This is a genomic window from Pseudoalteromonas sp. KJ63-1 (assembly GCF_055808145.1).
Window position 1 is genome coordinate 930,822 of sequence record NZ_CM147855.1, and the last position, 22,643, is coordinate 953,464.

The 22,643-nt window shown below is 40.4% G+C and carries 20 protein-coding genes; 14 read left to right on the forward strand and 6 right to left on the reverse strand.

Annotated elements, in window-relative coordinates:
* Both AC0L7Q_RS04375 and AC0L7Q_RS04380 read left to right on the forward strand, forming a co-directional pair.
* Entirely contained in the window at window positions 1-3,171 is a 3,171-nt protein-coding gene (locus AC0L7Q_RS04375; RefSeq protein ID WP_413401461.1) for a pilus assembly protein, read from the forward strand.
* Window positions 3,172-3,180: 9 nt separating this feature from the next.
* The gene (locus tag AC0L7Q_RS04380; RefSeq protein WP_409424976.1) at window positions 3,181-3,600 is read left to right on the forward strand and encodes a type IV pilin protein; all 420 of its coding nucleotides are present in this window, start codon (window positions 3,181-3,183) and stop codon (window positions 3,598-3,600) included.
* Window positions 3,601-3,743: 143 nt separating this feature from the next.
* On the opposite strand, the gene AC0L7Q_RS04385 is transcribed toward AC0L7Q_RS04380, so the two are convergent.
* Entirely contained in the window at window positions 3,744-4,280 is a 537-nt protein-coding gene (locus AC0L7Q_RS04385) for a GspH/FimT family pseudopilin (RefSeq protein WP_409424977.1), read from the reverse strand.
* Window positions 4,281-4,357: 77 nt separating this feature from the next.
* On the reverse strand, window positions 4,358-4,909 hold the full coding sequence (locus tag AC0L7Q_RS04390; protein ID WP_409424978.1) for a GspH/FimT family pseudopilin: 552 nt from the start codon (window positions 4,907-4,909) through the stop codon (window positions 4,358-4,360).
* A gap of 174 nt (window positions 4,910-5,083) precedes the next feature.
* Here AC0L7Q_RS04390 and AC0L7Q_RS04395 point away from each other — a divergent pair, with 174 nt between their 5' ends.
* Window positions 5,084-5,422: a P-II family nitrogen regulator gene (locus AC0L7Q_RS04395; RefSeq protein WP_008114445.1), complete on the forward strand. Its 339-nt coding sequence runs from the start codon at window positions 5,084-5,086 to the stop codon at window positions 5,420-5,422.
* Window positions 5,423-5,479: 57 nt separating this feature from the next.
* On the opposite strand, the gene AC0L7Q_RS04400 is transcribed toward AC0L7Q_RS04395, so the two are convergent.
* Complete coding sequence (locus AC0L7Q_RS04400; RefSeq protein ID WP_413401464.1) at window positions 5,480-6,244, reverse strand: outer membrane protein assembly factor BamD; 765 nt, start codon at window positions 6,242-6,244, stop codon at window positions 5,480-5,482.
* 141 nt (window positions 6,245-6,385) lie between these two features.
* Here AC0L7Q_RS04400 and rluD point away from each other — a divergent pair, with 141 nt between their 5' ends.
* The 3 genes from rluD to clpB all read left to right on the forward strand — a co-directional run bounded on the left by rluD (window position 6,386) and on the right by clpB (window position 10,770).
* Window positions 6,386-7,363 carry a 23S rRNA pseudouridine(1911/1915/1917) synthase RluD gene (gene rluD, locus AC0L7Q_RS04405; protein ID WP_010391291.1) on the forward strand — a complete coding sequence of 326 codons (978 nt, stop codon included), beginning with the start codon at window positions 6,386-6,388 and terminating at the stop codon, window positions 7,361-7,363.
* Between the two features lie 2 nt (window positions 7,364-7,365).
* The gene (gene pgeF, locus AC0L7Q_RS04410; protein ID WP_409424982.1) at window positions 7,366-8,097 is read left to right on the forward strand and encodes a peptidoglycan editing factor PgeF; all 732 of its coding nucleotides are present in this window, start codon (window positions 7,366-7,368) and stop codon (window positions 8,095-8,097) included.
* Window positions 8,098-8,193: 96 nt separating this feature from the next.
* Window positions 8,194-10,770, forward strand: a complete 2,577-nt coding sequence (clpB, locus tag AC0L7Q_RS04415) for an ATP-dependent chaperone ClpB (protein WP_413401466.1) — start codon at window positions 8,194-8,196, stop codon at window positions 10,768-10,770.
* A 63-nt stretch (window positions 10,771-10,833) separates the two neighbouring features.
* On the opposite strand, the gene AC0L7Q_RS04420 is transcribed toward clpB, so the two are convergent.
* On the reverse strand, window positions 10,834-12,381 hold the full coding sequence (locus AC0L7Q_RS04420) for a methyl-accepting chemotaxis protein (protein ID WP_413401468.1): 1,548 nt from the start codon (window positions 12,379-12,381) through the stop codon (window positions 10,834-10,836).
* 394 nt (window positions 12,382-12,775) lie between these two features.
* Here AC0L7Q_RS04420 and gshA point away from each other — a divergent pair, with 394 nt between their 5' ends.
* Together gshA and AC0L7Q_RS04430 are read left to right on the forward strand one after the other, a co-directional pair.
* Window positions 12,776-14,386, forward strand: coding sequence for a glutamate--cysteine ligase (gene gshA, locus AC0L7Q_RS04425; protein ID WP_418157336.1), 1,611 nt, complete (start codon window positions 12,776-12,778; stop codon window positions 14,384-14,386).
* Window positions 14,387-14,774: 388 nt separating this feature from the next.
* Window positions 14,775-15,383 (forward strand): transglycosylase SLT domain-containing protein, encoded by a 609-nt coding sequence (locus AC0L7Q_RS04430; protein ID WP_008114460.1) that lies wholly within the window; start codon window positions 14,775-14,777, stop codon window positions 15,381-15,383.
* 55 nt (window positions 15,384-15,438) lie between these two features.
* Here the strand turns inward: AC0L7Q_RS04430 and AC0L7Q_RS04435 are convergent, their stop codons facing one another.
* Window positions 15,439-16,707 carry an HlyC/CorC family transporter gene (locus AC0L7Q_RS04435; protein ID WP_013464491.1) on the reverse strand — a complete coding sequence of 423 codons (1,269 nt, stop codon included), beginning with the start codon at window positions 16,705-16,707 and terminating at the stop codon, window positions 15,439-15,441.
* A gap of 61 nt (window positions 16,708-16,768) precedes the next feature.
* Window positions 16,769-17,575 carry a cytochrome C assembly family protein gene (locus AC0L7Q_RS04440; RefSeq protein WP_138606286.1) on the reverse strand — a complete coding sequence of 269 codons (807 nt, stop codon included), beginning with the start codon at window positions 17,573-17,575 and terminating at the stop codon, window positions 16,769-16,771.
* Between the two features lie 223 nt (window positions 17,576-17,798).
* On the opposite strand from AC0L7Q_RS04440, the gene ffh reads away from it, so the two are divergent.
* The 6 genes from ffh (at window position 17,799) to AC0L7Q_RS04470 (ending at window position 22,433) form a co-directional block, all read left to right on the forward strand.
* Window positions 17,799-19,178, forward strand: a complete 1,380-nt coding sequence (gene ffh, locus AC0L7Q_RS04445) for a signal recognition particle protein (protein WP_413401473.1) — start codon at window positions 17,799-17,801, stop codon at window positions 19,176-19,178.
* A gap of 261 nt (window positions 19,179-19,439) precedes the next feature.
* A complete protein-coding gene (rpsP, locus tag AC0L7Q_RS04450; protein ID WP_413401475.1) occupies window positions 19,440-19,688 on the forward strand; it encodes a 30S ribosomal protein S16 in 249 nt (82 codons plus the stop codon).
* A 17-nt stretch (window positions 19,689-19,705) separates the two neighbouring features.
* The gene (gene rimM, locus AC0L7Q_RS04455) at window positions 19,706-20,242 is read left to right on the forward strand and encodes a ribosome maturation factor RimM (protein WP_058403461.1); all 537 of its coding nucleotides are present in this window, start codon (window positions 19,706-19,708) and stop codon (window positions 20,240-20,242) included.
* Complete coding sequence (gene trmD / locus AC0L7Q_RS04460; protein ID WP_058551019.1) at window positions 20,242-21,009, forward strand: tRNA (guanosine(37)-N1)-methyltransferase TrmD; 768 nt, start codon at window positions 20,242-20,244, stop codon at window positions 21,007-21,009. The genes rimM and trmD overlap by 1 nt, the downstream gene beginning before the upstream one ends.
* A gap of 33 nt (window positions 21,010-21,042) precedes the next feature.
* Window positions 21,043-21,402 (forward strand): 50S ribosomal protein L19, encoded by a 360-nt coding sequence (gene rplS, locus AC0L7Q_RS04465; protein ID WP_008132530.1) that lies wholly within the window; start codon window positions 21,043-21,045, stop codon window positions 21,400-21,402.
* A gap of 161 nt (window positions 21,403-21,563) precedes the next feature.
* Window positions 21,564-22,433 (forward strand): MYG1 family protein, encoded by an 870-nt coding sequence (locus tag AC0L7Q_RS04470; RefSeq protein WP_413401478.1) that lies wholly within the window; start codon window positions 21,564-21,566, stop codon window positions 22,431-22,433.
* Window positions 22,434-22,643 lie beyond the last annotated feature (210 nt).

Consider the following 22,643-nt stretch of genomic DNA (forward strand, 5'->3'; position numbering starts at 1 on the left):
ATGAAACTTACACTCAACAGAATGCTCATGCCTATATTTGCAATATTAATTGGCATGTCAGCTCATGCTGAAGATATAGAGTTGTATGTTAACCACAATGTGGAGACAGATGAAAAGCCACGCGTAATTATGATTTTTGATACATCTGGAAGTATGGCTTGGGATGTAAACGATGGAGAAAGATGTTACAAAAGAAATAGGAACGGCTTTTACGAAAGTGAATGCTTCGAAAGTAAAGACAGCTATAGTGCATACCAGCAGTGTTATAAATCTGTAAATGGTTATGCGCAAGCTATCTGTCAAGACAGTCGTTTACGAGTTGCACAAAATGCGATTACGCAATTAGTGAACGATAACGATGATATTGAATTTGGTTTAATGCGTTTTAATGGCAGTAGTGGCGGTTATGTACTCGCCAGAGTAGGTGCTGACAAGTCAACGTTGCTCAATAAGATTGATGAGTTACCTGCTAGTGGGGCAACCCCATTAACTGAAACATTATGGGAAGCGTATTTATATATAACAGGCCAAGATGTTTACTATGGCGATAACACTAATGATCGAGATTTTACCGCAGAGTCATCAGGAGTTTATAAATCACCCTTTGCCCCAGTAGCGGGGGAGCCATTACGCTGTGACAATAGTATCAACATTATTTTAATGACAGATGGAGATCCTACCAACGACGCTAATAGAAATAATGACATATTTAACCTTCACGATGACTATTTTTCTGAAAATGCGCCTGTTGTCAGCAATAGTTATTTGGCAGCGCTGGCAAAAATTATCCATGGTACAGATGATGTAAAGGTTGATTTGTATAGCAAAACCAATAATGTACTAGATATTGGTCGTGTATTTCCTATTGGCTTTGGTACAGGTATGAGTAACTCAGGTAAAAACTTACTTACTGAGACTGCAGACTATGGCGGCGGGCAATATTTACATGCCAATACTGCAGCACAACTGTCAGACGCACTTAAAAATACGATTTCTCGTATTCGTGAAGTAAACGATAGCTTTTCATCGCCATCAGTGGCCAGTAATAATGTAGACCAAACTCGCAGTCGAGACGCTATTTATTTCGCAATGTTTTATCCTGAAACAGGGGCGCGCTGGCGTGGTAACCTCAAAAAGTTAAAAGTTTCAGGCAGTCAGATTGTTGATGCAACTAACAAGCTTGCTCTTAATAGCGACGGTTTAATTTCAAAAGATGCAAAAACATTTTGGCTACCTGCGGGCCAACCTGCTGATGGTAATGCGGTTGCACAAGGTGGCGTAAACCATTATCTAAGCACGGTAGATCCACTAGCTCGTAATTTATTCACTGAAAATCAAGGCTCTATTGTTAGTTTTGATACTTCGGTTGTCAGCGACATTCTTAGCGGTATTGTTGATAATCCGCTAGCTTTATCAAGCCAAGATGTTAATTGGGCTAGAGGAGTCGACGTTGATGATGAGGATAAAGATGGCTCTTCGCAAGATCAACGCTCTGATATTTTTGGCGACCCGTTACATTCCAAGCCTATTGCTATCGACTATGGCAATGATGATATACGAATTCTTATAGGGACAAATGCTGGGTTTTTACATATGTTTAAAGATGCCGGCGAGACTGTAAGTGAAAGCTGGGCGTTTATACCTTCAGCATTATTCGACATTATTAAACCACTAAGAAATAAACAAGCAGATAGCAAGGTATATGGCATGGATGGCCCTATCAGTGTTTACTTTAGTAATAAGAGTTTAAATAGCGATGGTTTAAATGACGGTATTATAGATGCTAGTAAAGGAGATGCTGTTTGGGCTTTTGCTGGTATGCGTCGTGGTGGTAAGAATTACTACGGCTTAGATATTACAAATCCGAACCAGCCAAAGCGCCTTTGGAGCAAACCAATTGAAGGCGGAAAAGGCGACTTTACGGAATTAGCACAAACATGGTCAAAACCGCAAATAGCTTATATTAAAGCTTTTGGTAATAAACCTTTACTCGTATTTGGTGCAGGTTACGATACAAATAAAGATGCGGCTATAAGAGCAGAGGATTCACGCGGTCGGGGCATTTATATAGTTGAAGCAAAAACTGGCAGTTTAGTATGGGCGTTAACCCCGGATAGTAATGGCTTTAAAGGTAAACATAGTATTGCCGCTGATTTAACTACGCTTGATTCAGATTATGACGGCTATATTGACCGAATTTATGCCTCAGATACCGGTGGTAATATTTGGCGAATTGATATGCCAGGAGAAGATAGCAGCGAGTTTAGTCATTTCAAACTTGCAGAGCTTGGTAGCAATCAAAATACTCAAGATAGGCGCTTCTTTTATAAACCTTTGATTGCGCGTACTTTATTTAGTAAAGTAACGGAGACGATCATCAATGGTGATAAAGTTATTACCCGTTTAGATACTCCTTATGATGCTGTTGTTATCGGCAGCGGTAATCGTTCAAAACCAACGAATACAAATGAGCAAGATCAACTGTTTATGATCCGTGATGAAAATACGCTGACACGCTCATTTAAAACCAATGCGCCTGCGGCAATTAAACCCTCTGACTTAATGATTATGAACGATGATCCGTTTGGTAATACTCTAGGTGACATAGATGGTTTTAATCTTGTTGAAGCTGAGTTGGCAAAAAAGAAAGGGTGGCGCTACGAATTAGCTAAAGGTGAAAAATCATTGGCCGCTGCTACCGTTGTTGGCGGAGTTGCTTATTTTACCTCTTTCACGCCAGCATCTGATGCCGTTGTAGAGAATCAATGTTCTTTAAGCGGAGGCGGTGGTGCGCTTTATGCGTTTCATTTGCATTACGGTACAAAGGTGTATGATCAGCTCAAATTTGTAACCAGTTACGATGTGCCCGATACACCACAGCTTTATTTCGGTGCAACTAACTCTTGTACCGATTCGAATGGTGATGGAAAGTGTGATGATAATCCAGAAGAAGACGTTATCGAAGAAAGTCAGTTTTTCTTGATTGGCCCTGGGATAAAAGGTGAGCAAGCCGAAAATCCTCTTAAACCGGTAGAAGTTACAGGACCTGGTTTAAAAGTGGTTGATGGTAAAATTCAGCTGGTTAATGATAAGGAGCCCATTGGTTTTGGCTTTAAAACGCAGCAAACATATATTTATAAGCGTGAAGAAAACGACGAGATAAACAATTAAGGGCTGTATATGAATAAGACACAACAAGGATTCACATTAATTGAGTTAATGATCACAGTAGCGATTGTTGGCATCATTGCCGCAATTGCACTGCCGAATTACAGTGAGTATGTAAAAAGAGCATCACGCGCAGAAGCTGCATCTGCGCTGTTAGATGCGGCAAATAAGCAAGAGCAATACTTTGTAGATAACCGAGTTTATTCAACTTCGTTTAGTGACTTAGGTATTCAAAGTAAAACTGAAAACGGGCATTTTGAGTTAGCAATAAATGTGGTTAATAGTAATGAATTTACAATTACAGCGAAACCCATCGCTGGAGCTGTTAAAGGGGATGCTGATTGTACTGAATTGTCTATTAATGATTTAGGCTTAAAAGGGGCTAAAGGCAGCAAAGGTAAATCAGATATAACCTATTGCTGGGGTAGATGATGCTAATTAATCTTACTCTGAATTGTATACCTATCTCAAGCAGCTATTTTTAGCGCTAATTGCGTTGAATTTACTTGCAATAGTCCAGCTATTGACGCGAAACCCGGCTTTTTACACTGTAAACCCCCTAACTAGAATTCAGGTTAGTTATTTTTGCATCTATTTGTGGACTTTATTCTTATGCGACCTGTTTGACTTATAGATAGAGCAAGCCCTTCAAGGTTTGCTTTTTCACTATTAGGGCAATAGATAAAAGTACCATTTTGAAAGCCATTTAAAGAGCCGTCGGGTCTAAAAGTTATTGCAGTTCGGGGGTATTCTAAGCTATCAGAGGGATGGGTATGTTCAAAGGTACTAATAAGACGTTCGTCATTATCCAAAGATGTTGACTTGTCATGATCGGTAAAAAGTGACACACCCGTGTGCCACTCACCATCTAAACATTGTTTATCTTTCAAAACGCACAGTGTTACGTAGTTGCCATGCTCTATAGCATAAAGACGTGCTAAATTAATATTTCGGTGTAATAGACTAACCTGATTATCTGCGCGATTGAGCGCCAAGAAGTCAGGAGCAAACCACAAAGAGAGTTGACTCAGTATTGCAATAACTAAAATGGTTACTAGTAATTCTACTAATGTAACGCCATCGTTTTTGTGAACACTTATAATTAACTTCATCCCTGAAGCCTTACATTTAACAGTCCATTATATTAGTTTAGTAAATAATCAAAAAACGACAAAGTATGAAATAGCTTTTAGCTGCAAGTTTGAGTTGTATCACCTATATAAAAAGCAGTCCCTGATTGAGACAGTGTTAACCCTTTATTGTTTTCATTAGTACCATTAGGACAAAAAATAAAATTTCCAGGTTTAGTGGTAATACGACCGCTCGTGTTAAACCGTATTCGTCTATCTCCAGCTGTGAATGTTACCTTATCATTAAGGTTAATTTTTTCCATAGCGCGAATTAAGCTGTCAGATGAAGAATTATATTGACCATCATTATCTGCATCAATAAAGGTAATAATAACTTTATTACGATCCCACCTTGCTCGACATTGCATACTATCATCATTATTTTTAACCTCCGAATGCTGAGCTGCACAAATAACCACGATTTCATCAGTACTAGCTGCTTGTGATCGCGCAAAACTAATATTACGCTTTAGCTCCAATAAAAAGTTTTCGCCTCGGTTTTCTTCCAGCATATCGCTACTATTCCATATTGCAATACTTGCTATTATCGCAACAATAGCAACGGTAACCATTAACTCTAATAGAGTAAATCCTGTATGCTTGGTTTTCATATAAATCTCATTAACTCGGTGATGTTGAAAGGTCAACAGACCCTAGTATAGTTATTTTTATTAAAATAATCATACCATGATTATTTTTCACCTGTGCTATTCAATCACTTTGTTTGCTATGAACCTCATGATTGTCTAAAATCGAGGCAACTGAGGCTTTCAAAAGTAACTAATATGAAAAAAATAGAAGCAATCATTAAACCGTTTAAGCTCGACGATGTGCGCGAAGCACTATCTGATGTTGGCATTACGGGTATGACAGTAAGTGAAGTCAAAGGGTTTGGGCGTCAAAAAGGTCACACCGAGCTATACCGTGGCGCAGAGTATATGGTTGATTTCTTACCAAAAGTAAAGTTAGATATTGTGCTTGGTGATGAAGATGTTGAACGCGCTATTGATGTGATTGTTAAAACCGCACAAACAGGCAAAATTGGTGATGGTAAAATATTTGTCACTGAGGTGGAGCGTGTTGTTCGTATTCGTACTGCAGAAGAAGATGAAGACGCGATATAACCGTAGTCTTGAGTAAAAAAGGCGCTACTTTTATTTGAAAGTAGCGCCTTTTTCGTATTATTTATTTCTACTGTTAAATTTGCGCGTTTGCGCTGCATTGTCACTTAATTCAGTTAATCCAAGCTTATCGTAGCTTTTTTCCATCATGGCTAGTGCCGCATCTAAGTAGCTGCTTTGTGAGTAGTGCTCTACCACAAACTTACCGCGATTCGCAGCTGCTAAATAGGCTTCACGTTCGTAGTAGTAAGTCGCAACTTTTAGCTCATAACGTGCCATGCGATTTAATAGCCACACTAAACGACGTTTTGCTTCTGGCGCATAGTCACTTTCTGGAAAACGTTTAACTAAGGTTGATAGGTCGGTATAAGCTACACGGGTACGTTTAGCGTCTCTGTCGGCTCTATCTACACCAAAGTACTCTTGGAAAGCATTTTTATCCGCTTTAATATTAACCAAGCCACGCATGTAGTACATGTAATCTAGATCTTTGTGGTTTGGGTTTAAGCGAATAAAACGGTCAATGGTAGCAAGTGCCTGCTCTGTATTACCTGATTGGTAATGTGCGTACACTAAATCCATTTGTACTTGCTTTGAAAACGGGCCAAACGGGTAGCGAGAATCAATTGCCGCTAACAGTTCAATTGCACGTGCGTATAAACCAGAATCAAGCGTTTGTTTTGCATCTTCGTATAGCGCTTGTGCTGATCTGTTTGGTACTCGTTGAATGTCTTCTTGGTCAGGTGCAGACGAACAAGCCCCTAAACTAAGCACTGAAACTGAAAAAACAATGGCGAATGCACGTTTCCCTATTTTATTTATCATTTTATTTGTTACCTTCGATGTCTTCGGCTAGGCCAAGTGGGTAAAACCGAGTAAACTATGCGTATTATGTTATGCTTTTATTAAAAGCGATTCTAACCCAGTCAAGCAAAGCTTGCACTGGTAAATTGGGTAAAGTTACTAATGTCAGAGCAAATATCTCTCCAAGCCGAGGTCCCAACAGACTTAGGTGGTAAACGTCTAGACCAAGTATTAGCACAATTGTTCCCTGATTATTCACGATCACGGATAAAAACGTGGATTTTAGATGATAAAATCACCGTTGACGGCGAAATTTTCAACACCCCGCGTGAAAAATTACTCGGTGGTGAAGTTGTGGCTGTTGAAACAACAATAGAAGCACCTCGTGAATACGAAGCACAAGATATCAAATTAAACATCGTTTATGAAGACGATGATATTTTAGTTATCAATAAACCAATGGGATTAGTGGTTCATCCGGGCGCAGGCAATCCTGACGGTACTGTGTTAAATGCGTTACTTCATCATTTTCCAGACATTATTAACGTGCCACGCGCGGGTATAGTTCATCGTCTTGATAAAGACACAACCGGTTTAATGGTTGTTGCGAAAACGATTCAGGCACAAACTCACCTGGTGAAAGCCTTACAAAAGCGCGAAAATTTCACACGTGAATATGAAGCGTTATGTAATGGTACTATGACTGCCGGTGGTATGGTTGAAAAAGCGATTGGCCGTCATCCAACTCAACGTACGCACATGGCTGTTCATGAAATGGGTAAACCAGCGATTACGCATTACCGTGTGGCAGAAAAGTTCCGAGCTCATACTCGTTTGCGTTTACGCCTTGAGACCGGACGTACACACCAAATTCGCGTGCATATGGCGTACTTAAACCACCCACTAATTGGCGATCAGTCTTATGGCGGCCGTCCTCGTCCACCAAAAGGAGCAACCCCTGAGCTGTTTGAGTTACTGCGTAGCTTTAAGCGTCAAGCGCTGCATGCTGTTAAATTAAGCATTGCTCATCCAATTACCGGTGAAATGATGACCTGGCAAGCACCTATCCCTGATGATATGGTCCAGATGACACAAGCACTGCGCGAAGATACAAAAGCAAATCCAGACATAGCTAGTTAATTATGTCCGGCTTATCAGCTACATGGCAACCTATTCAGGGTGTAGGCACATTGAGTACTACACGGGATGGAGGCGTATCAAAGCCTCCATTTGATAGTTTGAATTTAGGGCTACATGTAGGTGATAACCGCCAAGATGTTATAAAAAATCGAGCGCATGTAAATACCCACCTGCCTAACCCTGCTGTTTGGTTAAATCAGGTTCATAGCGCTGATGTAATTAGAGTGGATGAAGCGTTTGACGCTAATCAAACTCTGACGGGAGATGCGCTTTATACGCAGTTAAGCAATCAACCTTTAGCTATAATGACCGCTGACTGTTTACCTATTTTACTTACCTCAAGCGATGGCCAAGAAGTGGCTGCAATTCACGCCGGTTGGCGAGGATTAGTGCAAGGAATTATTAATAATACAGTTAGTTGTTTTAAATATGAGCCAGCGAATTTACATGCGTGGTTAGGTCCTGCAATAGGAGCTAACCGATTTGAAGTCGGTCAAGAGGTTGTTGCAATATTTACAGCCAATAATCCAGCTTTGCATGATGCGTTTAAACTTCAAAATAGCGAGAAATATTTAGCTGATATTTATCACATTGCGCACATTTTGCTAAATCAACGGGGTGTTGTGAATATTAGCGGTGGTGAATACTGCACGTTCTCTCAAAATAATCAGTTTTTTTCTTATCGACGTGACGGCCTAACCGGTCGTATGGCAAGTTTGATTTGGCGCAAGTAAATTACCATTAAGTGATTATTTTTCCCTCAATACCTTGAACAAATCCGTTAACATACCCATTTATAAAGTAATTCGTTTTTTTATAGGTAAACCCCCATGCGTTTAGATAGATTTACAAGTAAATTTCAGTCTGCGCTTTCAGATGCGCAATCATTAGCGCTAGGTCGCGACCACCAATTTATTGAACCCGTTCACCTTATGTATGCTTTATTAAAGCAAAGCGGCTCAAGTGTGCGCGCTTTGTTTGCACAAATGGGCATTAGCATTGACGAGCTCAATACCAAACTATCTCAAGAGATAGAAAAGTTATTTAAAGTGGAAGGTGTTGGTGGCGATGTGCAATTGTCAAACAACATGGTTTCACTTATTAATCTGTGTGACAAGTATGCCCAAAAACGCAAAGATAAATATATCTCAAGCGAACTGTTTGTATTAGTTGCATGTGAAGATAAAGGGCCGCTTGGCAGTGTATTTAAAGCACTTAATATCACCGCTAACAAAGCTGAAACTGCCATAGAAGCAATTCGCGGTGGTCAAAAAGTTGATGATCCTAATGCTGAAGAAACTCGTCAAGCACTTGAAAAGTACACTATTGATTTAACTGAGCGGGCAGAGCAAGGTAAGCTTGATCCTGTAATCGGCCGTGATGATGAAATTCGTCGCACCATCCAAGTATTACAACGTCGCACCAAAAACAATCCTGTGTTAATTGGTGAGCCTGGGGTGGGTAAAACCGCGATTGCCGAAGGGCTTGCGCAACGTATTATTAATGGTGAAGTACCAGAGGGTTTAAAAAATAAACGTGTACTCTCGCTGGATTTGGGTGCATTAGTTGCGGGAGCCAAATACCGCGGTGAGTTTGAAGAGCGTTTAAAATCAGTTTTAAATGAATTGGCCAAAGAAGAAGGCCAAGTGATTTTGTTTATTGATGAAATTCATACCATTGTTGGCGCAGGTAAAAGTGATGGCGCTATGGATGCGGGTAACATGTTAAAACCTGCACTAGCACGTGGTGAACTTCATTGCGTAGGCGCAACGACCTTAGATGAATATCGTAAATACATTGAAAAAGATGCTGCACTTGAGCGCCGTTTCCAAAAAGTATTAATTGAAGAGCCATCGGTTGAAGATACTATCGCTATATTACGTGGTCTAAAAGAGCGTTACGAATTACATCACTCAGTGGAAATCACCGATCCGGCAATTGTTGCTGCAGCGCAGTTATCACATCGCTATATTAGTGATCGCCAATTACCTGATAAAGCAATAGATTTAATTGACGAAGCGGGCTCTTCCATTCGACTGCAAATTGATTCAAAACCTGAAGCCTTAGATAAGTTAGAGCGCCGTATCATTCAATTAAAAATTGAAGATAACGCCCTGGCTAAAGAGAAAGACGAGGCGAGTCAAAAGCGCCGTGCAGAAATGGTTGAGCTGATCACTGAGCTTGAAGTGCAATACCGTGAACTTGATGAAGTATGGAATGCCGAAAAAGCCTCTTTGCAAGGGACCCAAGTTATTAAAGCCGAGCTTGAACAAGCACGACTTGATTTAGAAGTAGCCCGCAGAGCAAGCGATTTACAGCGTATGTCAGAACTTCAATATGGTCGTATCCCCGAGCTTGAGCGTAAGCTTGATTTAGCATCACAAGCCGAAATGCAAGAAATGAGCTTACTTAAAAACCAAGTGGGCGAGGACGAAATTGCCGAAATTCTATCACGGTGGACCGGTATTCCGGTGGCACGTATGCTTCAAGGTGAGCGTGAAAAACTATTGCAAATGGAAGCGCAATTACACAATAAAGTGATAGGGCAAGATGAAGCGGTAGTTGCGGTGGCTAATGCCATTCGTCGTTCTCGTGCAGGGCTTGCTGATCCGAATCGTCCAATTGGCTCGTTCTTATTTTTAGGACCGACAGGGGTTGGTAAAACAGAGCTTACCAAAGCACTAGCAGGTTATATGTTTGATACCGAAAGTGCCATGGTGCGTATAGATATGTCTGAGTTTATGGAAAAACACTCAGTGGCGCGTTTAGTCGGTGCGCCTCCAGGTTATGTAGGTTACGAAGAAGGCGGTTATTTAACAGAAGCTGTTCGTCGTAAACCTTATTCGGTTATTTTGCTTGATGAAATAGAAAAAGCGCATCCTGATGTGTTTAATATTTTATTACAAGTTCTTGATGATGGTCGTTTAACAGATGGTCAAGGCCGTACTGTTGATTTTAAAAATACGGTTATCATTATGACCTCTAACTTAGGTTCAGACATTATCCAAGAGCAATCTGGGAGTAATGACTATGACGAGCTGAAAAACAAAGTGATGGGTGTACTGCATAATGAATTCAGACCCGAGTTTATTAACCGTATTGATGAAACAGTAGTGTTCCACTCGCTTGCACATAGCCATATTAAAGAAATCGCAGATATACAGTTAAGTAAATTGCGTGAACGATTAACTGAGATGGGTTATTTACTTGAATTGACAGATGCTGCGCTTGAGCGGATTGCTGCTAGTGGTTTTGACCCGGTTTATGGCGCTCGCCCACTTAAGCGTGCAATACAACAAACCATTGAAAATCCGTTAGCACAAAAGCTGCTTAATAATGATTTTCAACCAGGCTGCATCATTGTTATTGATGCAAGTAGTGAGGGCTTAGAGTTTACTAGCCGATAATCTGAGCACAGTAAAAAGCCGCTGAAAACAGCGGCTTTTTTGTTTTTGATTCAAGTGGGTGGATTAAACTTTAAAGGTAAGCAGTAAATCATTTACTTTTCGTGAGCCTTCCACCAATTTAGCAGCGCCATGCGCTACGCTATAACTGAGCTGTAAATTGTCATCTCCTAAGCCTTTAATTTTTTCAACATTGCTGCCAATATCTCTACTTACCACCTGTTGTTGCTCTGCGGCGGCTGAAATATCGGTAGCAAGTTGTGAAATTTCACTAATTTGAGTAAAAATACTATCCAGCTCTTGTTGTGTTTGCCCTGTGGTGTTCACACAGTCATCGGCTTGTTGTTTCGTGCTCTGCATGATTTTAGACCAGCTAAACAAAGTATCTTGAATCTCTTTAATTGAGCTGTGAATTTGAGCTGTGGCGTTTTGAGTACGTGAAGACAGTGCGCGTACTTCATCAGCGACCACCGCAAAACCTCGACCATGCTCACCAGCACGGGCAGCTTCAATTGCTGCGTTAAGTGCTAACAAATTGGTTTGCTCTGCAATGCCTTCTATTTCACTCATTACCTGACCAATTTTATCGGCCTCAGAGGCAAGTCCTGTGGCTGTGGTTGCCGCTTGCTCAACTTGCATGGCTAAGTCAGATACCATTTTGCTGTTATCGGCAATATGACTTTTTATATCAGAGCAGCTTTGATAAGTGATCCCCACTTTATCTGCGGTATTATTGGTATTATTAGAAATTTCACCAATGGTGGTGCTCATTTGTGACATCGCAGTGGCTATTTGCTCAAGCTGAGTTCCCTGAGAAGAAATTCCTTGCTCGGTTAGCGTCGATTGCTGATCTAAGCCTTGAGCAATAGTATTAAAACTCAAGGTTGAGTCTTTAACACGCCCTAGTACCGTTTTTAACTTGGCACAAAGCATTTGCTCTCGGTAATCACTAATACTGTGAGGGTGTGAGCCACTAAATACATAGCGAGATACTGAATCTGCCTGGCTTTTTTGCTGTTTTAGGGTCGCAGGTGTTGCTATTAGCTCATCATAATTTAAAGCTAAAATGATAATACACACCACCAAGTTAACCGCTGCAATTGCGATTGACCCCCAAATAGCGACACTAGCTAACCAAACTAAAACACCGGCTATGCTCAAGCTCTGTCTGAGTGAGGTGTGCTCACGCCAGCTAAATAGTGACTTATTTGCGTTAATTTTGGCATACAGTTTCTGCGCTCTGCGTTTTGCGCGTTGCGAGAGTTTTACACGCACAGACTGATAACCAATCAATTGGCCATGTTCGAAAATAGGTGTTACAAATGCATCGACCCAATAGTAACGGCCGTCTTTACATAAGTTTTTTACAGCCCCTCGCCACGAATGGCCTTGCTTTAAGGTGTCCCACATTTCTTTAAATGCCGCTTTAGGCATATCAGGGTGGCGAACTATATTGTGGTTTTTATTAATGAGTTCATCCATTTCATAGCCAGCAATACTGCAAAACTCATGATTAGCATAGGTAATAACACCTCGAAGATCGGTTGTTGAAACTAACTCTTGCTGCTCTTCAAAAGTGACTTCTTCATCTATCAAGCTTTGATTACGACGCATAGTAATCCTTTATCATCCTTTATTGGGGTGGCTATTGTAATTACTAAAACTAATGTACGTTAGTGATAAGTTTTAAATAGCGGTAGTAAGGCATTTTTTTTGATGTTTTTATGATCTTTATCAATTTTAAGGGTAATTGAATTTTTTAATTATGACAAACTTTTAACAAGAGATTCACCCTTTCGCATTGGGGGGAATAATACGTTGTTGGTAGGAGAGGATTGTGGCAAATAATATGTAAAAGAAATTGTATATTGCTGGTGGCAATGGCAAGATTATCTTTTATAGCGTGAAACAAAGCGTGTTTAAAATTCATTAAAAACTATATCTAATAAATTCATATAGTTTTTTCTTCATTTAATCTTGAGTAAAGGTAATTAGACCCCATAACCTTATGATTAAGCCACTTGGCTCGAGGAAACTTTTTTTGGCAACTTATAATTTAAAGAACACGCTCAACGCACTATCTAATGCAGATAATCAGCATGCTATTAAAGGTATTATGCGCGGTATTGAGAGAGAATCACTAAGAATTAAACCTGATGGTTCTATTTCTAAGCAAGTTCACCCAGAAGGGGTTGGCTGTGCACTTACCAACGGACATATCACGACTGACTTTTCTGAGTCTTTACTTGAGTTTATTACACCGGTTAGTGAGTCATCAACGCAAACGTTACAACAGCTAAAAGATTTACAAAAGTTCACCCTAGAACATATGGGCGATGAACTGTTGTGGCCAATTAGTATGCCGTGTTTTATAAATCATCAAGACGATATTGTATTAGCACAATTTGGCGATTCTAACGTTGGTAAAATGAAAACCTTATATCGTGAAGGTTTAAAGAACCGTTACGGCAGTATGATGCAAGCGATTGCCGGCGTGCACTTTAATATTTCTTTTCCAGAAACGTTATGGCAGTCACTATACTCATTAAAGCAAAGTAGCGCGAAGTTTGAAGATTTTATATCTGATGGGTACTTAGCATTAATTCGCAATTTTAAACGCGAGTTGTGGTTAATTAGTTATATGTTTGGTGCGTCACCGGCATTGTGTAGTTCATTTTTGCAAGGGCGTAAAAGTGATTTACCGTTTAAAAAGCTAGGTAAAGGTACTTTATATTTAGAAGTTGGCACGGCGCTTCGATTAGGTAATCTAGGTTATACCAACAGTGCACAGTCATCATTACGCGTAATGTATAACTCATTAGATGAATATGTAGCAGGGCTTAAAAAAGCCATAAATACGCCTTCAGATATTTATGGCAGTATTGACGACTACACCAGTGCAGAGCCAAAGCAATTAAATAAAAATATTCTACAAATAGAGAACGAGTTTTACTCGCCAATTCGCCCCAAGCGCAATGCTAAAAATGGCGAAACACCCACTGATGCTCTACTAAGAGCGGGTATAGAATATATTGAAATTCGTGCATTGGATGTTAACCCATTTAGTGAAGTTGGCATTGATTTAGAGCAAATACACTTCTTAGATGTATTTTTAACCTATTGTTTATTAAAAGACTCAGCGCCTATGGACTGGCAAGAGCAAGCGCGAAGCACTGAAAACCTTGATACAGTGGTAAACCAAGGCCGAGAAAAAGGCCTAATGCTTAATTTTAATAACGAGCAGCGCAGTCTTGAATCATGGGGCGATGAAATATTTAATCAGCTCGTTGATGTTGCTAAGTGGATGGATGGCGCGTACGGGGTTGATTATTACTCAAACACCATTAAGCGCATGGCAACGTGGGTGCAAAATCCTACATTAACTTATTCAGGACGTTATGTTGAGCAATTAAAAGCATCAGGGCTAGATAATGGTCATTATGCACTCTCACTTGCTCAAAAGTATAAACAAAGCCATGATATAGCCAGTTATACTGAATTCTCAAAGTCGTGGTTAGCGCAACAAGCGACAGAGTCTTACCAAGCTCAAAAAGCAATTGAGCAAGCTGATAATCAATCATTTACTGCATTTTTAGATACTTATTTCAGGGTCTGTTGACCTTTGTTGGTTACAATTTGTTCAAACTAGGAGCGGTTTAATCGCGGCGCGAGGTTTGTAACCTAGTGGGCTAAGTAAAAACCGAGCAACAAAGAGTAAATTGTTCCTAGGCATAACCCGAAGGGCAGCGCCTGTTTGGCATTGATGCTGCGTTATAGCCTATTTATGGGGAATAACCACACTACATAGGCTTTGCCTTGCCTAAATACCAAACAAACTGCTGCAAATTCAACCTTGAAAGGTCAACAGACCCTAGTAAGTAGTAGGCAAAAAAAACGCAGCTCATAGTAGCTGCGTAAATATTCTTTAGGGATGAAACAATGCTGTACTGCTGCATTCATAGATTCAGACCCACGCTTTTTTAAAAAGTTCAGTGAGATCTTAAAAAATGAAAAAAAATATTATTACTTTATCTCTAGTGCTTACTTTAGCGGGGTGTGCCACTGCGCCACCTAAGCAACCCGAAGATATTTGTAAAATCTTTGAAGAGAAATCTGACTGGTATTTTGATGCTAAAGACGCGCAAGATAAGTGGGGCTCTCCCAAACACGTATTAATGAGCATGATGTATCAAGAAAGTTCTTTTCGTCATGATGCTGCACCGCCTATGGAATACTTTTTATGGATAATTCCAACCGGCCGCGCAAGTGATGCCTATGGTTATTCTCAAGCTAAAACTCCAACTTGGTCTGATTATATTCGTGAAACAGGTAATAGTGGTGCTGATAGAGATGAATTTGAAGATGCGATCGATTTTATGGCGTGGTTTGTTTATAAAACTCACAAAGTTAATGGTGTTTCTAAATGGGATGCTTACGCACAGTATTTAAATTATCACGAAGGGTGGGGCGGTTATAAGCGAGGCACTTATCGTAAGAAAAAGTGGTTAATGAGCGTTGCCAATAAAGTAAAACATCGTGCAAGCCGTTATGGAGCACAGCTAAGACGCTGTGAGGATGATTTAGACAAAGGTTGGTTAGAGCGTTTATTCTTTTAACTAATCTAAACCCAGATTAATAAAAAAGGAGCCATTTGGCTCCTTTTTTGTTGGTTTATTTTTTACGTTTATTGGGCTGAATTTTAACTTGTTTAATCATGTTTTCTTTCACTTCAAGTACCTCAACCGGATAACCTGCAATACGAATGCTTAAGTTAGCATCAGGGATGTCTTCTAAGTACTCAACAATGAGGCCACTTAGCGTTTTAGGGCCATCTAATGGGAATTCCCAACCCATTTCTTTATTTAAGTCGCGCACGTTAGCACCACCATCAACAATATAAGAGCCATCATTTTGTGTGGTTACTTCTTCACTCGGTGTACGAGTTTGAGTAGTGGTGAAATCGCCCACAACCTCTTCAAGAATATCTTCTAGAGTAACTAAGCCTTGGATATCGCCATATTCATCAACAACAATACCAATTCGTTCTTTTGATAATTGGAACTTCAGTAGTTGGGTGTTAAGCGACGTTCCCTCAGGAATAAAGTAAATTTCACGTACAGCGCGCAGTAGCGAAGGTTTATCGAATTGCTCTTTAGTAAGAAGACGCAATGCATCACGAGAGTGAATAAATCCCACTGCATCATCTATATTGTCGCGATATAAAAGTACGCGAGTATGTTGAGCATGAGTCAGCTGTTTACTAATTATTTTCCAGTCATCGTTGATATCAATCGCCACAATTTCATTGCGGGGTATCATAATATCTTCAACGGTAACCTGTTCTAAATCTAAAATTGAGGTCAGCATACTTTGATGGCGCGCCGGGATCAAAGCCCCTGATTCATTAAGCACGGTTTTTAATTCTTCTTTACTCATGCTGTGCTCATCTATTTGTGCAGCACTAATACCAAATAAGCGTAATATGCCGTTGGTCATCCAGTTAACAACAACCACAAACGGGAAGAGTATTTTTAACAAACCTTTGAGTATCACAGAGCTGGGAAAAGCGACTCGCTCAGGATAGAGGGCAGCCAATGTTTTTGGCGTTACTTCAGCGAAAATTAGTACAACAAGTGTTAATGCACCTGTCGCTATGGCAATACCTAAATCGCCATACAAGCGTATACCAATAATGGTGGCTACCTGAGCTGCAGCAATATTAACCAGGTTATTACCAATGAGTATCAGACCTATCAACCTATCTGGTCGACTCAGTAATTTACTAACGCGTTTCGCAGCACGATGGTTCTCTTTAGCGAGGTGTCGCAAACGAATACGGTTGATTGACATGATTCCGGTTTCTGACCCGGAGAAGTAAGCAGAAAAAAGCACCAATAAGCCTAATATGATAAACAGGGTACTTGTCGATATGTCGTCCAACGATGGATCCTTTTTTTATAAACCAATGCGTATTAAGCTAGAGTGAGCTTTCAGAGTCAAGTTAAAACTTATTCAGGACCACTTCTTGTATAAAACGGCTACCAAAATAAGCGAGTGTGAGTGTAAAAGCAGCGATCATTATACTTACTACCACTACTTTTCCTCGCCAACCACGTTTTACATGGCCAACCGCAATTGTAGTGAAAATGGCCCAAGCAACTAAGGATAGGATTGTTTTGTGAATAAACTCTTTGGCAAACATGCCATCTAGAAATACAAATCCGGTAATAAGCGCCACACTTAATAATACGGTGCCTAAGTTTAATAACTGGTAAAGTTGGCGCTCCACTACCATTAGCGGCGGTAAGTGACTGTGAACTATCGCTAGGTCTTTTCGTTTTAAGCGCTTATCAATAAAGTAAAACTGTACGCCATACAAAGTGGCAATAATTAAAATGCAGTAGGCTAATAATGACAGTGATATATGCGCAACTAGTGCCAGCTCTACATTAATACTTTGTAATAGAACATGATGAGGGATAAATAAGCTAGAAATTGTTAATAGCGCAGCAAAACCATAAACTACAGGTAGTAGCAAGGTCGCGGGAAACTTCAAAGAAACGGTAGTAACACACAGCACGATAATCCAACATGTCAGTAATGCCACATTAACAATGCTTAAATCTTGTCCATCAGCTCTAAATACCGAATTTACTAAAAGCAGCATGTGCGCCAAAATAGCGACAGTACTGAGTATAATAGTAACTTTTTGGCTCGGGCCCTGATGATGAAACAACCGCGAAAGCACGTGAGACGTTGCTAACACATAAAATAAACTGGCAATAATAGTTAAACTAATAATCAGCATTTTGCTTTGGCCACTTAATTGAAGTCAAATAATTCGTGTTCGTTATGTGGCCATTGTATTTTATAGCAAAGCAAATGCATAGACCCTGTAAAAAGAAACTCAATAAGCAGCATTTCAGCACTGTATTGTATGCCACCATTTACGGTATACTATTTCTAATTGAATTTTAATAACATCGACCTTATTAATAGAGTTGATTTCAACGTCTTTTCGGAACCGTTACATGTTTGAGAACCTCCAAGAACGATTAGGTAAAACCCTAAAAAATATTAGTGGCCGTGGCCGCCTAACTGAAGACAACATTAAAGATACACTTCGTGAAGTACGAATGGCATTTTTAGAAGCCGATGTGGCGTTGCCTGTTGTTCGCGAGTTTGTAAAACAAGTTAAAGAACGCGCAGTGGGTATTGAAGTTACTAAAAGCTTAAGTCCTGGCCAAGTATTTATAAAAATTGTTCGTGAAGAACTTGAAAAGGCCATGGGTGAAGCTAATGAAGAGCTAAGCCTTAACGCGCAACCTCCGGCTGTTGTGATGATGGCGGGTCTTCAAGGTGCTGGTAAAACAACCAGTGTGGGTAAACTGGCTAAGTTTTTAAAAGAGCGCAAGAAAAAATCTGTGCTGGTAGTGAGTGCCGATGTATACCGTCCTGCGGCAATTAAGCAGTTAGAAACATTAGCAATAGAAGTAGATGTAGAATTTTTCCCAAGTGACATTTCACAAAAGCCAGTTGATATAGCACAAGCTGCTATTTCTCACGCGAAAAAGAAATTTATTGATGTGGTATTAGTCGATACTGCAGGTCGCTTGCATGTTGATAATGACATGATGGATGAAATCAAAGCGCTTCATGGTGCAATTAACCCAATCGAGACTTTATTCGTTGTTGATGCAATGACAGGTCAAGATGCTGCAAACACTGCAAAAGCATTTGATGAAGCTCTACCGCTTACCGGTGTGATTTTAACTAAAACAGACGGTGATGCCCGTGGTGGTGCTGCGTTATCTATTCGTCATATTACCGGGAAACCTATTAAGTTTATGGGTGTTGGTGAGCGTACTGATGCACTTGAACCTTTCCACCCTGATCGTATCGCCTCACGTATTTTAGGCATGGGTGATGTACTTTCATTAATCGAAGAAGTCGAGATGAAAGTAGATAAAGAGCAGGCAGAAAAAGTAGCGAAAAAAGTATTTAAAGGTGATGGTTTTACACTGGATGATTTTGCTGATCAATTAAAGCAGATGAAAAATATGGGCGGCATGATGTCGATGCTTGATAAACTGCCAGGCATGCAAAACATCCCAGATGCAGTAAAAGGCCAAATGGGTGATAAAACCTTTATTCAAATGGAAGCGATTATTAGCTCTATGACGAAAAAAGAGCGTGCACGCCCTGAAATCATTAAAGGTTCGCGTAAAAAGCGCATTGCAGCTGGGTCGGGTACTCAAGTACAAGAGATCAATAAGCTGCTTAAGCAGTTTACCCAAATGCAAAAAATGATGAAAAAAATGAAAGGTAAAGGTGGCATGCAAAAAATGATGCGTGGCATGAAAGGGATGTTACCACCGGGAATGATGGGTGGCGGTGGCCCGAAATTTTAAGAATTTAAGCTTTAACATCTCCAATATGAGACAAAAAGTAATCAATAAAGAGGCAAAGTGCCTCTTTATTGTTGAATAAACTATGCACAGAATAGCTTGTTCACATACTTTTTCTTCTTGGATCACGGTTTAATCTACTAAACTGCCTTTTTGCATCACTTCTTACTTGCATTGTTGCTAAAAACTCGTACAATTCACCGGCTCCCCATACTGGGGAGTAAATCTTATTAATGAAAACAGTCAATCTATTTAGAGGACGGTATGGTAACTATTCGTTTGCAACGTGGTGGCGCTAAAAAACGCCCTTTCTATCAAATTGTGGTTGCGGATAGCCGTTTCTCGCGTGACGGTCGCTTCATCGAGAAAGTTGGTTTCTTTAACCCAATCGCTTCGGGTCAGGAAGAAAAACTTCGCTTAGATTTATCTCGTGTAGAACACTGGGTAGGTCAGGGCGCAGGTCTTTCAGATCGTGTAGCTAAATTAGTTAAAGACGCTCGTAAAGCGGCTTAATAGGCGTAAGTGTAACCATGAGTCAAGAGAACACCTCATCAATAATTGTCGTAGGAAAGCTCGGCGCCCCTTATGGTATAAAGGGCTGGCTTAAGGTACATTCATTTACTGATGATCCCGCAGGGATCTTCGATTTCAGCCCGTGGTTGATAGGGCAACAAGGTAAATGGCAGTCCTTAGAAGTGGTCGACTGGCGTCGCCACAACAAAGGCTTTATCGCTAAATTTGCGCAAGTAAACGACAGAGACGAAGCAATGGCTTATACCCATGCAGAAATCTCAATGGATGCAACGCAATTACCAGAACTCCCGCAAGGTGAGTTTTATTGGCGAGATCTCATTGGCATGTCGGTTATGACTGATAAAGGTTATAATCTTGGCATTGTTGATGACTTGATGGAGACAGGCTCAAATGACGTACTGGTTGTTAAAGCAAACAGTAAAGATGCATTTGGTCAATCGGAGCGTTTAATTCCTTTTTTAACTGACTCAGTTATAAAAGAGGTTAAATACGACGTGAAAGAAATTACCGTAGACTGGGATCCTGGGTTTTAATGACTCAAACTAGTTCATTATGGGTTGGGGTGATAAGCCTTTTTCCGGACATGTTTGATGCTATTACCCAACAAGGGGTTACTGGTCGCGCAGTAAAAAATGGACTAATCGATTTTAACTGCTGGAACCCACGAGACTACGCTTTAGACAAGCATAGAACCGTAGATGATCGTCCTTACGGGGGCGGACCCGGTATGTTAATGATGGTTAAACCATTAGAAAAAGCCATCCTTGATGCTAAAAAAGCGGCAGGCGATGGTGCTAAAGTAATTTATATGTCCCCACAAGGGCGCAAACTTGATCAGCAAGGAGCTAGCGAATTAGCTAACTCTGAAAAACTGATTTTGATTGCCGGTCGATATGAAGGTGTAGATGAGAGAATAATAGAGTCATACGTTGACGAAGAATGGTCAATTGGTGATTTTATTTTGAGTGGTGGTGAACTACCAGCCATGACACTAATTGATGCAGTAGCGCGATTAGTGCCAGGCGTGTTAGGACACAATCAATCAGCAGAGCAAGACTCATTTTCGGATGGCTTGCTAGATTGTCCTCACTATACACGACCAGAAACATTGGACGACAAACAGGTTCCTGCTGTATTACTCAGTGGTAATCACCAAGCGATAGCAAAATGGCGGCTTAAGCAGTCATTAGGCAGAACTTGGTTACGACGTCCTGACTTGTTGCATAACCTAGCTCTGACTGAGGAGCAAGCGGTATTACTCGCAGAATTTCAGCAAGAGTACCAAAAAGCTTGTGGCTAGAAGACAGTTACACCTAGGAAAGTGAGAAACATAATGGCAAAAGTAAACCAAAATATTATTAAAGCGCTTGAAGAAGAGCAGCTTAAAACAGACGTACCTGCATTTGGCCCTGGTGATACAGTGGTTGTACAGGTAAAAGTAAAAGAAGGTGCTAAAGAGCGTCTACAGGCCTTTGAAGGTGTTGTAATCGCTAAGCGTAATCGTGGTCTTCACTCAGCATTCACAGTTCGTAAAATTTCGAACGGTGAAGGTGTTGAGCGTGTATTCCAAACGCATAGCCCTCTTATCGATAGCGTAACAGTTAAGCGTCGCGGTGCAGTTCGTCGTGCTAAGCTTTACTATCTACGTGAGCGTTCTGGTAAATCTGCACGTATTAGAGAAAAACTTAACTAATACGCGCTGTTTATCAACGCAAAAAAACGGGTTGCAACCTTTGGGTTGCAACCCGTTTTGGTTTTAATGCTATTGCGATTTTTTAGCGCTATATTTAAAAACCAATACACATCTTCAAATCACAATATCTTCTTACTTCTTGCAAAAAATGATGTACAAAAATGAATGATAAAACGATAGTTACACACAACGGCAATTTTCACGCAGATGATGTTTTTAGTATCGCTGCGCTTAAAATTATTTTCCCTTCTTTTACCCTGATCCGCACACGCGATAATGCGATTATTAATGACGCCGATGTGGTTATTGATGTTGGCGGTCAATATGACCCACAAACTGACCGATTTGATCATCATCAGCGTGGCGGTGCTGGCGCTCGTGAAAATGGTATTCCTTTTTCGTCATTTGGCTTGGTGTGGAAAAAATATGGCTTAGCAATATGTGATGATAACCAAGATGTGGCGAATGCGGTGGATGCAGGGCTTGTATCAACTATTGATGCCATTGATTGTGGTCATGTTGAAGGGGTTGCTACAGGCATTAGCTTAAGCCAAACAATTTCTATGTTTAACCCAACATGGGAAGAGGAAAGTGATTTTGATGCTGCTTTTGATCAAGCGGTTGAATTTGCACACACTTTACTGATTCGTTTTGTAGCTTCTGCCCGAGGTGGTTTAAATGCTAAAAAGATTGTTGCTCAAGCAATAAAACAAGCTGATGATCCTCGATTAATCGTATTAGAGCGCTATACTCCGTGGAAAAAAACCGTACATAGTTTATCTGATGAGGCATTATTTGTCGTTTACCCATCTCATTCTGGCAAGTGGATAGTGCAAACAGTGCCTGCAGAATTAGGCTCTTTTGAAGATAGAAAGTCATTACCTGCACCATGGGCAGGATTATCAGACGATGAATTTCAAGCGGTAACTGGTATCGATGATGCTATGTTTTGTCACAATGGCTTATTTATCGCTGGCGCAGAATCATTCGACAGTATTATGTCGCTTGCGGCTATGGCATTAGAATACTAATAGTTCTCCTTAACCGCTCGCCGGTTACTTAATAAAAGTGGCTTTTGCCACTTTTTAAGATCCTCTACTTAACCTGAACCTACGTAAATTCAATGTAGTTAGCGCTGAAATAGCTGCTTGAGATAGATTTATTATCTAGCGTTTAGGTTACTTACTGCCTTACCCCACTACACTACACTCCACTCCACTCCACTCCACCTTGGTCTTAGT